11 protein-coding genes and 1 pseudogene are annotated in these 12,879 nt (G+C 63.9%); 8 read left to right on the top strand and 4 right to left on the bottom strand.

What is annotated here, in order from left to right; all coding sequences use genetic code 11:
- Positions 1-102: 102 nt before the first annotated feature.
- The 8 genes from ACHFFA_RS05350 to ACHFFA_RS05315 all read left to right on the top strand — a co-directional run bounded on the left by ACHFFA_RS05350 (position 103) and on the right by ACHFFA_RS05315 (position 9,063).
- A complete protein-coding gene (locus ACHFFA_RS05350; protein ID WP_394269810.1) occupies positions 103-1,344 on the top strand; it encodes a lipoprotein-releasing ABC transporter permease subunit in 1,242 nt (413 codons plus the stop codon).
- Entirely contained in the window at positions 1,337-2,011 is a 675-nt protein-coding gene (locus ACHFFA_RS05345) for an ABC transporter ATP-binding protein (protein WP_394269809.1), read from the top strand. Before ACHFFA_RS05350 ends, ACHFFA_RS05345 begins: the two co-directional genes overlap by 8 nt.
- A 61-nt stretch (positions 2,012-2,072) precedes the next feature.
- Positions 2,073-2,360: a hypothetical protein gene (locus tag ACHFFA_RS05340; RefSeq protein WP_394269808.1), complete on the top strand. Its 288-nt coding sequence runs from the start codon at positions 2,073-2,075 to the stop codon at positions 2,358-2,360.
- Entirely contained in the window at positions 2,360-2,842 is a 483-nt protein-coding gene (locus ACHFFA_RS05335; protein ID WP_394269807.1) for a glutathione peroxidase, read from the top strand. Before ACHFFA_RS05340 ends, ACHFFA_RS05335 begins: the two co-directional genes overlap by 1 nt.
- 79 nt (positions 2,843-2,921) lie before the next feature.
- Positions 2,922-6,392 (top strand): DNA polymerase III subunit alpha, encoded by a 3,471-nt coding sequence (gene dnaE / locus ACHFFA_RS05330; protein WP_394269806.1) that lies wholly within the window; start codon positions 2,922-2,924, stop codon positions 6,390-6,392.
- Between the two features lie 37 nt (positions 6,393-6,429).
- Positions 6,430-8,031, top strand: a complete 1,602-nt coding sequence (locus tag ACHFFA_RS05325; protein ID WP_394269805.1) for a long-chain fatty acid--CoA ligase — start codon at positions 6,430-6,432, stop codon at positions 8,029-8,031.
- A 42-nt stretch (positions 8,032-8,073) separates the two neighbouring features.
- The gene (locus ACHFFA_RS05320) at positions 8,074-8,619 is read left to right on the top strand and encodes a pseudouridine synthase (RefSeq protein ID WP_394269804.1); all 546 of its coding nucleotides are present in this window, start codon (positions 8,074-8,076) and stop codon (positions 8,617-8,619) included.
- A 12-nt stretch (positions 8,620-8,631) separates the two neighbouring features.
- Positions 8,632-9,063 carry a DUF1330 domain-containing protein gene (locus tag ACHFFA_RS05315; protein WP_394269803.1) on the top strand — a complete coding sequence of 144 codons (432 nt, stop codon included), beginning with the start codon at positions 8,632-8,634 and terminating at the stop codon, positions 9,061-9,063.
- Between the two features lie 4 nt (positions 9,064-9,067).
- Here ACHFFA_RS05315 and ACHFFA_RS05310 read toward each other — a convergent pair whose 3' ends face one another.
- From ACHFFA_RS05310 to ACHFFA_RS05295, 4 genes and pseudogenes are all read right to left on the bottom strand, one after another.
- Positions 9,068-10,165 carry a PA0069 family radical SAM protein gene (locus tag ACHFFA_RS05310; protein ID WP_394269802.1) on the bottom strand — a complete coding sequence of 366 codons (1,098 nt, stop codon included), beginning with the start codon at positions 10,163-10,165 and terminating at the stop codon, positions 9,068-9,070.
- 43 nt (positions 10,166-10,208) lie between these two features.
- Complete coding sequence (gene moaB / locus ACHFFA_RS05305; protein ID WP_394269801.1) at positions 10,209-10,736, bottom strand: molybdenum cofactor biosynthesis protein B; 528 nt, start codon at positions 10,734-10,736, stop codon at positions 10,209-10,211.
- Entirely contained in the window at positions 10,736-12,403 is a 1,668-nt protein-coding gene (locus ACHFFA_RS05300; RefSeq protein ID WP_394269800.1) for a transglycosylase SLT domain-containing protein, read from the bottom strand. Before ACHFFA_RS05300 ends, moaB begins: the two co-directional genes overlap by 1 nt.
- A gap of 47 nt (positions 12,404-12,450) precedes the next feature.
- A pseudogene (locus ACHFFA_RS05295) lies at positions 12,451-12,879 on the bottom strand (hypothetical protein); the annotation flags it as partial.

Raw genomic sequence — 12,879 nt, 5'->3', positions numbered from 1 at the left:
GTGCGCGGCCGGTAACCGGGCCCGAGGCCGCGGCAGACATTGCGCGTTACGCGATGTGTGCCTACAGGCAGCCGAGCAGACGGACACAGATACGGACCCGCCTTGATCCTTTCCCCTTTCGAACGCACGATCGCCCGGCGTTATCTCCTGCCTGGACGAAGCGAGGCCTTCATCGCTCTTGTGGCAGGGATTTCGATCACCGTGGTCATGCTGTCGGTGGCGATGCTGGTCATCGTGATGAGCGTGATGAACGGCTTCCGTGCCGAACTGCTGGACAAGATCGTTGGGCTGAACGGCCATGCGATCGTGCAGGCCTATGGCGGCCGGCTCGACGATTGGGAAAGCGTGCTTCAGGACGTGCGCCACACGCCCGATGTCGTTGCCGCCTCACCCCTTATCGAACAACCCCTGCTCACGACATTCAACGGCCGGGTCGAGGCCATCCTGCTGCGCGGGAATACCATGCAGGATATTCGCGCGCTCGGCAGCAAGGTGGTGAGCGGGAACATCGCGCAGCTTCAGCCCGGGGCCAGCAAGGTCGCCATCGGCGCGCGGCTGGCCGAGAACATCGGCGCGCGGGTTGGCGATACCATCACCATCATCAATCCCCAGGGCCGGGCGACTCCCTTCGGAACCGTCCCGCGTCAGGTGGGGTACGAAGTCGCGGCGATCTTCGAGATCGGGATCTACGACTATGACGGCGCCTATGTCGTCATGCCGATGCAGGATGCGCAGACCCTGCTGCTTATCGGCGATGCGGTGCAGATGATCGAGGTGACGGTTACGGACCCCGATACGGTCGAAACGATCATGGCACCGGTTCAGCAGAAGCTGGCTGGACGCGCCGTGGTGCAGGACTGGAAGACGATCAACGGAACGCTGTTCGAGGCTTTGCAGGTTGAACGCGCGGCAATGGCCTTCGCGCTCAGCTTCATGGTTCTGGTGGCCGCCTTCAACATCCTTTCCAGCCTGGTGATGCTGGTCCGGGCAAAGACCAGGGATATCGCCATCATGCGAACCATGGGCGCTTCGCGAAACAGCCTGGTCAAGATATTCGTCACCACGGGCTTTACCGTGGGCGCGATCGGCACGCTGGCCGGTCTGGCGCTGGGCGCGCTCGTCCTGACCTTCCGCGAACAGATCGTCTGGCTCATCGGACGGGTGACGGGGCAGAACCTGTGGGATCCGCAGGTTCGCTTTCTGTCCGCCATCCCCGCAAAGGTCGATCCGATCGAAGTCATCGCGATCGTCCTTCTGGCCTTGCTGCTGAGTTTTCTCGCCACGCTCTACCCTGCGTTCAAGGCGGCGGGGACGGATCCTGTTCAGGTGCTGCGCTATGAGTGACCCGGTCGTCGAACTTCGCGGGCTGACCCGCAGCTTCGAACAGGGCGGCGAACGGATCGACGTCCTGCGCGGTGTCGATCTGGCGATCATGCCGGGCGAGATCGTGGCGCTGCTCGGCCCTTCGGGTTCGGGCAAGTCCACCATGCTCCAGGCGGTCGGCCTGCTGGAAGGGGGGTTCGGCGGCGAAATCCGCCTCGCCGGGCAGGCGGCCGCAATATCGGATGCGCACGCCCGTACCGTCCTGCGGCGGGAGCATCTGGGTTTCGTCTATCAGTTTCATCACCTGCTCCCGGATTTCGATGCCACGGAGAACGTCGTCCTGCCGCAGCTGGTCGCCGGCAAGCCCAAGGCCGAAGCCGAGGAACGCGCGCGAGACCTGCTTTCGGCGCTTGGGCTGCAGCATCGCCTGACCCATCGCCCCAGCCAGTTGTCCGGCGGCGAACAGCAGCGAGTGGCGGTTGCCCGCGGGCTCGCCAACCGTCCCAAGCTGGTGCTGGCAGACGAGCCGACCGGCAACCTGGACGAGGCGACCTCGGACAAGGTGCTGGCGCAATTTCTCGAGTTGGTGAGGGGCGAGGGAAGCGCTGCCCTCATCGCCACCCACAACGAGCGGCTGGCCGGGCGGATGGACCGGATCGTCCGGCTCCATGACGGGCTGCTTTCCTGATCGCACGATTGCCGGAAACGTCGGTCGCCCCTGCTCGTTGACCGGCAAAAGGGAGCCCTTGATGTCCGATCATCCGACTACATTCCGCGCCGAACCCGCCTCGACCGGAGAGACCGCCTGGGAAGACCGCGCGTCGCTCCACCGGGTCGATGATGGCAATGGCCTGTTCGACAGTGCGAAGGGCGTGCGCAGCGGCACATTCGCCGAGGTCATCCATTACCTCACCTTGCTGCCCGAGGCGGACCGGGATCGCTACGTTATCCACAAGGCAGGGGATCGCGAATACAGCGTTGCAGAAGCGCTCGACCTTGCCGCACGCGACGATTTCCCCGGCGGCGTTACGGCCTGATGGCATCGGTTGCGGATTTTACCGTCCGTTCGGGGCGGGGCGAAGACGTGTCCCTGGCGGATAAGCTCGGGAAGGTGCTGCTTATCGTGAACACCGCCAGCCAGTGCGGCTTCACTCCGCAATACGCCGGGCTCCAACAGCTTTACGACCGGTACGCCGATCGCGGGCTCGAAATCCTCGCGTTTCCGAGCAATCAGTTCGGCGGTCAGGAACCCGGATCGGACGACGAGATCGCCCAATTCTGCTCGGTCAATTTCGGTCTGTCGTTTCCGGTGATGGCGAAAGTCGATGTCAACGGAGCCCACGCCGATCCCCTGTTCGACTGGCTCAAGGCTGAGGCGCCAGGCTTGATGGGCACGAAGGCAATCAAATGGAACTTCACCAAGTTCCTGCTCGATCGCGAGGGCCAGGTCGTGCGGCGCTATGGGCCGACCGACAAGCCTGAGAGCATTGCTGCCGATATCGAGGCCCTGCTGGGCTGATCCTTTGCGGCGGGCCCGGGTGGGGGAGAAAGTCGCCTCCGGGCCTTTCGGTTTGCGCAGAAATTCCTAATCTCGCGCAATGTCCTTCAAGCCGTTCGTTCCCCTGCGAGTCCTGTCGTCCTACTCGATGCTCGAAGGGGCGATCGACCCCAAGGATATGGCGAAGCTGGCGCGGGAACGCGGCTTTCCGGCCATGGCAATCGCCGATCGTAACGGCCTCTACGGCGCGGTCATGTTCGCCGCGGCGTGCAAGGCGCAAGGGGTGCAACCGATCATCGGCGGCTTGCTGGGCGTCGGGCGTGATGCCGATGGCAAGATCGTCGACTACCTGCCTCTCTATGCCCAGGACGAGGCAGGGTACGACAACCTGTGCCACCTCGTTTCGGCGGCGCACCTGGAACGCCCGCTCGAACTCGAACCGCACATCCAGTGGGCTGATCTCGAAGGCAGGACCGACGGGCTGCTGGCCCTGACCGGGGCGAGCGAGGGAGCGGTCACCCGGTTGCTCGCCGAAGGGCAGGCGAGCCATGCCGCCGCCGTCCTCGACAGGCTCCAACGCCTGTTTCCCGAGCGGCTCTATATAGAGCTTGCCCGGCGCGGGGATGCGATCGAGGACGCCGCGGAAGGCGCGCTCATCGATCTGGCCTATGCGCGCGATCTGCCTCTCATTGCGACCAATCCGGCCAATTTCGCCGAACCCCACATGCACAAGGCGCATGACGCCATGTTGTGCATCGCCAATTCGACGCACATTGACGCAGAACAGCGCGCCCGGTCCAATCCCGAAAGCTTCGTTAAGACCGCGCACATGATGCTTGAGGCGTTCGACGATCTTCCCGAAGCGACTGCCAATACGCTGGTCTTCGCCCGGCGCTGTGCTTTTGCGCCGCCCTATCGCGCGCCGATCCTGCCCAGCCTCGCCGGCGATCTTGAAGGCGAGGCGCGCATGTTGGCAGAGGATTCGCGCAAGGGTCTCGATGCGCGCCTGTCGTTGTATCCCGCCATGTCGGCCGAGGAGCGCCGGGCCTATGAAGAGCGCCTGGAATTCGAAGTCGGCATCATCAACCAGATGGGCTTTCCCGGCTACTTCCTGATCGTTGCCGACTTCATCAAATGGGCCAAGGAACAGGACATTCCCGTCGGCCCCGGCCGCGGTTCGGGGGCGGGCAGCCTTGTCGCCTGGTCGCTGACGATCACCGATCTCGACCCCATCCGTCTCGGCCTGCTGTTCGAGCGTTTCCTCAACCCCGAGCGCGTTTCCATGCCGGATTTCGATATCGACTTCTGCGAAACCCGGCGGGGCGAGGTGATCCGCTATGTCCAGGCGAAATACGGCCACGATCACGTCGCGCAGATCATCACCTTCGGCAAGCTGAAGGCACGCGCGGTCCTGCGGGATACGGGGCGGATCATGCAGATGAGCTACGGCCATGTGGACCGGATCTGCAAGCTGGTCCCCAATCACCCCACCGATCCGTGGACCTTGATGCGAACGCTCAACGGGTCGTCCGAATTCAAGCGCGAATACGATAACGACAATCAGGTCAAGAAACTGGTCGACCTGGCGATGCAGCTGGAAGGCTTTCCCCGCAACTCGTCGACCCATGCCGCAGGCGTCGTCATCGGTGACCGTCCGCTGGCGCAACTGGTGCCGCTTTACCGCGATCCCAGATCGGACATGCCGGTCACCCAATACGACATGAAGAACGTCGAGAGCAGCGGGCTGGTCAAGTTCGATTTTCTCGGGCTCAAGACCCTTTCGGTCCTCAAGAAGGCGACCGACCTGCTGCAGAACCGCGATATTGCAATTGACCTCGCGCAATTGCCGCTTGACAATGCGGGCGTCTTCGAATTGCTCAAATCGGGCAATACAGTGGGCGTCTTTCAGCTTGAATCCGAAGGCATGCGGCGAACGCTGACGGCAGTGAAGCCGACCAAGTTCGAGGATATCATCGCGCTCGTCTCGCTCTATCGGCCGGGTCCGATGGACAACATCCCGCTGTTCGGCAGGCGCAAGGCGGGCGAGGTGCCGATCGAATATCCCCACCCCAAGCTCGAGGGCATCCTTGCAGAAACCTACGGCATCTTCGTCTATCAGGAACAGGTCATGCAGGCCGCGCAGATCCTGGCCGGATATTCGCTCGGCGAGGCTGACCTCTTGCGCCGGGCGATGGGCAAGAAGGTCCAGGCCGAAATGGACGCACAGCGGCAGCGCTTCGTGGACGGCTGCAAGTCGATCAGCGGCATCGAGACGGGGCAGGCCAACGAACTGTTCGACCTGATCGACAAGTTTGCCGGCTATGGCTTCAACAAGAGCCATGCCGCAGCCTATGCCCTGCTCGCTTACCAGACCGCGTGGCTGAAGGCGCATTATCCCGAGGAATTCTACGCCGCCTCGATGTGCTTCGACATGCACCAGTCCGAAAAGCTGGCTGTTTTCGTCGACGATGCCCGGCGGCTCGGGGTGGACATTGCCCCGCCGTGCATCAATCGCTCTGAAGCGGAGTTCACCGTCGAGCGGACCGATGACGGGTTCGCCGTGCGTTATGCCCTTGCCGGTATCCGCAACGTTGGCGAAAAGGCGATGGAGGCGATCGTTGAGGAACGGCAAGCAGCCGGCCCCTTCGCAAGTCTTCAGGATCTGTTCGAGCGCCTTCCCCGAGGCGCAATGAATTCGCGCCAGCTCGAGGCGCTCGCGTGTTCCGGAGCGCTCGACGTGCTGGAGCCGAACCGGGCCCGGGTGGCCGCCAATGCGGACATGCTGCTCGCGGTTGCCGACGCGGCACAGCGCGAGCGGACGAGCGGGCAGGGGGGGCTGTTCGGCGGGGAAGACGAACCGGGCGATACCTTGCGGCTCAAGCCGGTCGAGGAATGGCCGCGTGCCGAGCGCATGGCACGCGAGCGGGAAAATTTCGGCTTCTATTTTTCCGCCCACCCGGTCGCCGCATGGCGCGATATCGCATCGGCCAACGGGGCGCGTTCCTACGCCTCGCTGATGAGCGGGGGCTCATCCGCCGGGCGCAGCAATGCGGTGATGGCGGCGATGGTCGAGAGCGTCAGCAAGGGCACCACCCGCCGCGGCAAGCCCTTCATCCGGGCGGACTTTTCGGATGCGACGGGCCAGTTCAGCGCAGCCTGCTTCGAGGAAGGCATGGTCGAACGGTTTACCCGCTGGGCCGATGAACAGACCTGCGTCCTGTTGCAAGTGGAACTCGATTCCGCCGGACCGGACGAACCGCCCCGGATTACGGTGCGCGGCGGTACCCCTCTCACCGAAGTTCGCGGCTCGACGCCGATGATGATGACGCTGGAGGCGAGCGATCCGGCAGCGATCGAGGCGCTGGCCGCTGAGCTTTCGCGTGCCGGCGCAGGAAAGGACGAGGTCGTTCTCGCGCTGCGGATAGAGGGCGAAGATCAGCCGTTATTCTGCCTTGGCCGCGACTTTGCGCTCGATGGCGAGCTTGCCGAACGCTTGGCAAGCATCGCCGGGATTGCCAAGGTCCAGCTCAGTAAACGCCGGGCAGCGCCGCACTTGCGCCTGGTTGCCTGACTGGCCCGGTAGAGGCCGCGCGAAAAAGGAGAGACGAATGCTGGGTGCGATGCAGGATTGGCCGATGCGGGTCACCCATGTCATCGATTACGCCGCGCGGGAGGCGGGGACGCGCGAGATCGTCAGCCGCTGGGCCGATGGCAGCGAAACCCGTACCACATGGGCAGGTATCCGCCGGGATGCGCTAAAGATGGCGCAGGCCTTGCAGGCGCTCGGCATCGACAAGGGCGATCGCGTGGCCAGCCTGGCGATGAACCACGCGCGGCACCTCGTCAGCTGGTATGGCGTCGCGGGGATGGGCGGGGTGCTGCATACGGTGAACCCGCGCCTGTTCGACGATCAGCTCGAATATATCGTCAACCATGCCGAGGATCGCGTGCTTCTGTATGATGCAGCGTTTCAGCCGATCGTGGACCGTATGCGCGGCCGCTGGCCTACGGTCGAGCATTACATCTGCTACGATCCGCCCGAAGGCGGCAAGGCACGCGGCTTCGAAGACTGGATTGCGGAACAGGATGGCGATTTTGCCTGGGTGACGGGCGGCGAACGCGATCCCTGCATGATCTGTTACACCAGCGGAACCACCGGCCATCCCAAGGGGGTTCAGTACGAACATCGTTCAACCGTGATGCACGCCCTTGCAGGGCTTCAGACAAGCGCGTTCAATTTCAGTGCCTCGTCGGTGATGCTCCCCGTCGTGCCGATGTTCCATGCGGCCAGCTGGGGACTGCCCTATTCAGGGGCGATGGCGGGGATCAAGTTCGTCTTTTCGGCCGTCAACGACCCCGCGGTGCTGCACGATCTGATGCTGCGCGAAGGGGTAACCGACAGCGCCGGGGTGCCGACGGTATGGCTGGCACATTTCCAGTATTGCGATGCCAATGGGCTGGACCTGCCCCCGCTGCGGGCGGCCACGATCGGCGGATCGGCGGCACCGCGCTTCATGATCGAACGGCTGATGAAGAACGGCACCCGCGTGCAGCACGCCTGGGGCATGACCGAGACGTCGCCAATCGGCACGGTCGGAGGTCCGACTGCGGATTGGGACATGCTCAGTTTCGACGAGAAGGTCGCCATCACGATGCGCCAGGGACGCCCGATCTTCGGCGTGGAACTGCGCACGGTGGATCTGGACGATCCTGCCAAGGTCCTTCCCCGTGACGGGCAGACATCGGGTGCCTTGCAGATCCGCGGCCCGTGGGTGCTGCAACGCTATTTCAAGGCGGACGAGGATGCCGCCGACCCCGATGGCTGGTTCGATACGGGCGACGTCGGGGTGTTGCACCCCGACGGGACATTGCAACTGACCGATCGTACCAAGGACGTCATCAAATCGGGCGGGGAATGGATTTCCTCGGTCGAACTCGAAAACGCCGCGGTGGGCCATCCGGCGGTGGCAGAGGCGGCGTGTATCGGCGTCTATCACCCCAAGTGGGAAGAGCGCCCCGTGCTGTTCGTCGTTCGCAAGGAGGGGGCCTCCTGCGATGGCGAGTCCATCCTCGGCTATCTGTCGGACAAGGTCGCAAAGTGGTGGTTGCCCGATGCGATCGAATTCGTTGACGATATTCCGCACACCGCCACCGGCAAGATCAGCAAGAAAGACCTGCGCGACCGCTTCTCGGACTACCGGCTTGGCTGAGCCGCGGGTCCCGGCCACTCGCCATGCGCGCACGGTATTGGCATGAGCCGCCTGATCCTGCTCAACAAGCCTTATGGCGTGCTGTCGCAATTCAGCGGCGGGAGCGGGGGGCAAGCTGACACGCTTGCGCACCTCATCGATATACCGGCGGTCTATCCTGCGGGCCGGCTCGACAAGGATAGCGAGGGTCTTCTCCTGCTCACCGACGATGGGGCGCTGCAGTCCCGCATCGCCGAGCCGCGGTACAAGATGCCCAAGACCTATCTCGCACAGGTCGAGGGCGACGCGGGGGAGGATGCAATCGACCGGCTCGCTGCCGGGGTTGACCTTAAAGACGGCCGCACTCGGCCGGCCCGGGCAAAGCGGATCGAACCGCCGCCGTTGTGGCCGCGGGATCCGCCGGTGCGCTATCGCAAGAGCGTGCCTGATAGCTGGATTGCGCTCGAGATAACCGAAGGACGCAACCGGCAAGTGCGGCGGATGACCGCGGCGGTCGGCCTGCCGACGCTGCGTCTTGTCCGTTGGCGCATCGGCCCATGGGGTGTCGACGGCCTGAAACCCGGTGAATGGCGGGAAATCGACGTTTGAAAGGAATTGGCGATGAACGAGCGATACATCGATCCGGCGCCGGGCAACTTCGCCGCCTTCAAGGCATTGCCGCGGGACACGCCGATCCAGATGCTCAACCTTCTGCGTTATCGGGAAAAGGCTGATTATCCAGCAGGCCATCCCAACGCGGCAATGGGGTGGAGCGGACGGCGTGCGTACGAGGAGTATGGCAAGACCAGCGGTCCGATCTTTCGCCGGGTCGGCGGCGAAATCGTCTGGCGCGGGGTGTTCGAGGCGGTTGTGACCGGACCAGACGCGATGCGCTGGGACGATGGCTTCATTGCCGCCTATCCGCATGCGGCCGCCTTCTTCGAAATGATCAAGGATCCGGTGTATCAGCATGCCGTCGTCAATCGGAGCGCCGCTGTAGAAGACAGCCGGCTAATCCGGTTCGCACCCGGCCAGCCCGGCGGGACATTCTGATCTTCTAGAGCAAACGCAATTGCCCCCCGCTTGTGGGCGGGCGGAACCGGGTGCAATCGAGCTCGAACTTGTTCTTGCCCACGCCTGCCCGCCTGCAGGCAAGGCGGAAGCGGGCCCGGAACAGGTCTGCCCATACTCCGGTTGGCCGGAGGCGGGAAAAGAAGTTCGGATCATTGTCGCGCCCGCCGCGGATCGATTGGACAATGCTCATCACCTTGTCGCCGCGTTCGGGAAAATGCACGCTGAGCCACTCGCGGAATAGCGGCGCGACCTCGTGTGGCAGGCGCAAAGGTATCCAGCCCACGCTGCCGGCACCGATCGCCGCCGCGCGCTGGACGATCTCCTCCATGAACTCATCCGTGATTGCCGGAATGACCGGCGCGATCGAGCAATGGGTCGGCACCCCTGAAGCCGCAAGTTTCTCGAGCGCCTGGAGCCGTTTGGCAGGAGAAGCTGCTCGCGGCTCGAGCTTTGCCGAGAGCGTTGGGTCGAGACTGGTGATCGAGATTGCGACCGCCACCAGTCGCCGCTCGGCCAATTCGACCAACAGCGGCAGATCGTCCAGCACGCGGTCCGACTTGGTCGTGATAGTGACAGGGTGCCGGGTATCGAGACAGACTTCGAGCAGCTGCCTGGTGATGCGATAGCGCCGCTCTATCGGCTGATAGGGATCAGTGTTGCTGCCGAAGGCAATCGGTTGCGGGCGGTAGTTGCGCTTCGCAAGCGTCTCGCGCAGCAACTCCGCGGCATTCGACTTGGCGAACAGCCGCGTCTCGAAATCGAGACCGGGCGAGAGGTCGTGATACGCATGGGTCGGCCGGGCAAAGCAATAGACGCAGCCGTGTTCGCAGCCGCGATAGGCGTTGATCGAGCGATCGAAGAAAATGTCGGGAGACTGATTGAAGCTCAGAATGGTGCGCGGACGCTCTTCCGTAACCGTGGTGGTCAGGCGTGAAGGAATCTCACCCTCGTTCCTTGCCAAGGCTTCCATGTGGTCCCGCCATTCGCCGTCGACCTCCCGGGTGGCGAGGCCGAAACGGGTAGGCACGGCGCCGGATTGGGCGCCGCGTCCACGGACAGGTGGTTGGCCGGGCGATTCCATGATGAAGAACATACACGGAACATAGATATTCGGAAATGCGTTTTCAGCGTTCCCGCAGGCGAGGCATCAGATCAACAAAGTTGCAGGGGGCATGGCGGTTGTCGAGTTGATGGACGAGTATCTGGTCCCAGCCATCCTTCACCGCCCCTGTCGAACCCGGCAACGCAAAGATGTAGGTTCCGCGAGCGACCACTGCACAGGCACGGCTCTGGATCGTGCTGGTCCCGATCGTCGCAAAGCTGAGGTAGCGGAAAAGTTCTCCGAAACCGGGGATGGCCTTGTCGCCAACCCGCTCCAGCACTTCGGGTGTAACGTCGCGGCCCGTTACCCCGGTACCGCCGGTGGTGATGACGACATCGACCGTTTCATCATCGATCCAGCGATGCAGGTGGGCGGTGATTATGTCCGTATCGTCGCGGCTGATGTCACGGGCGACAAGCTTGTGGCCGGCCGTGGTTATCCGGTCCGCCAGAATGTCGCCCGAACGATCGTCGGCCGCCGTGCGGCTGTCGGACACCGTGAGCAGGGCGATGTTGACGGGCTTGAACGCCTTGCTTTCATCGATACCCATCACCTGGTCCTCGGGAACTGGGGCCAGTCATTTTCCGCTAGCGCCTTGCGACTGGGCGCCGCGGCATCCGCCTGGCGCAGATACATCCAGTAATTGCGCATCACGATGGAAACATATCCGCGGGTTTCCCAATACGGGATCGATTCCATCCACAGCAGGGGATCGTTCTGATCGACGATCTCGGCATTCCATCGCGTCACCGGGGTAAGACCGGCATTGTACGCCGCCATGACCTTAGGCAGCGCCCCGCGCGTCGCGGACGATTGGCTCAGAGCTTCCAGTGCCCGCTGCCCGAAGGCAAGGTTGGTCGCCGGGTCCTTGAGATCGGCCGCGGCGCTGAGACCGATCGAATTACCGTATTCCCGTGCCGCAATCGGGCGCACCTGCATGAGGCCGATGGCATTGGCCGGGCTGACGACACTCTCGCGAAAGTTCGATTCCTGCAAGGCGTGCGCGAAGGCAAGCGCAGGATCGACCTTCCAGCCGCCATGCGGGCGATGATAGGCGACCGGCCAACGCAGGCTGGGCGGCGAGACGGCGCCGCGCGGTGCGTTGTAGGCCATGAATGTCTGCGTGCCGGCCAGACCCAGCGCCCGCGCCAGCTTGGTAAGGGCGGGGTAATCGCGCGCGCTGGTCCGGCGAACCTGCCAACGCAGTGCCTCGTCGGCCTCGGCGCGGCGTCCGATTTCGGCCAGCATGACAGCCTGGCGCACGGCAGGTTGATTGCTTATCCGCTCCCAGTCGTCGCCGGTAAGATCGGGCGTGGCATGGCGCGCTGGCAAATCCTGCCCCAACTGTTCGAGCGCCAGCATGCCGTAAAGCGTTTCGTCGTATCGCGCGGCAGCTTGCAGATGCCTTTGCGCCTCGGCCGGCTTGCGGCACCGCAGCAGCGATCGGGCCGCCCAGTAATGGGCCGCGGTGCTCAGTTCCGCGGTCGACGCGCCGCCCAACGCCACGGCGGCGAAGGAGTCCGCCGCCGCGGCGCAATTTCCCAACCGCCAGGCGGCAAGACCGGCGACCCAGTCCCCTTCCGCGACCCACGGGCCGCTGCCTTCGCGCACCATCCGCGCCATGGCCCAGGCATCGGCGTCGCGGTTTTCGATGTAATAGGACCATGCCACCCGTTGACGCCATTCGGCCCGCGCCTGCGACGAAAGCGCGTTGTCGATCCCGTCCAGCAAAAGCCGGGCGCCATCGGGATCGTCGGCCACGATCCGCTCGAGTATAGCGGCGCGCACTTCCGCCGGCATCGTCCCGTCCTCGATCGTGCGAGGAAGGATGCGTTTGGTCATGCCCGGCTGGCGGACAAGCTCGCCGCCTGCCGACAATATGGGCGCATCGACCAGTCCGCGTGTCCGGCCCAGCCGGATGATCGCTTCGGTATCGGGCGTTTCGCCATACCGGGCCAGCCATTGCTGGACCCGCCCGAGTTCGATCCGCGGGCTGTTCGGATGGAGATAGTATCGTGCCAGCGCAACCGAGTGGAGAGGCCCATCGGCGCGCTCTGTCAGAAGGACTTCCACCCGGGTCCAATTCTCGGACGCGATCGCCTCGAACAGCGAGCCGTAATAGAGCCGGTCCTCGTTCGATAGCAGGCTTGGCAGAGCTGCCGAATGGGACCGCGTGAAATATGCCGTGCTGTCGGCATGGGCGAGGGATGGGGCCATTGCGGCAATGCCCGCAGCACAGGACGCGAGAAGGAGGCGCAGGGTAGTCATGAGGTCCAATCGAGCCAGCGATTCCAGAAGGCTTTGCGATGCTCTGGCGACCGGACAAGTTCTCCAAGTCCGGGGCCGAGCAGAAGGGGGACGGGGCGGCCGGCAATCGTCAGCATTTGCGGCATGCGGGCGTGGGCCGCGGGAACCGCGAAGACCGGCGCAAGCGCACGATCGAAGGCGATTATCCGGGCGGGTCGCGCAAGGCCAAGATGGTGGTGCGTAAGGTCGGCCAGCCCGCGTTCGGCAAGACCGGTCCATTCGGGAAGCGTCACCGGCGTCGGCAGGACGCTGGCAAGGAACAGTTCCTGCTGCACGAGGCCCATCGCCTGCAGGATCGCAGCCATCAGCCGCTGGTCACTTTCGGGCACAGGAAAGGGAGTGACGATGGCAAGCGGCGCATCCGCCGGCCCGGTAGAGGGTATCCT

Origin of the sequence: Qipengyuania sp. (assembly GCF_043423005.1) — a bacterium.
Lineage (GTDB): Bacteria > Pseudomonadota > Alphaproteobacteria > Sphingomonadales > Sphingomonadaceae > Qipengyuania.
The sequence above is the reverse complement of the archived record's forward strand: the minus strand, read 5'-3'. Positions and strand labels throughout refer to the sequence as shown.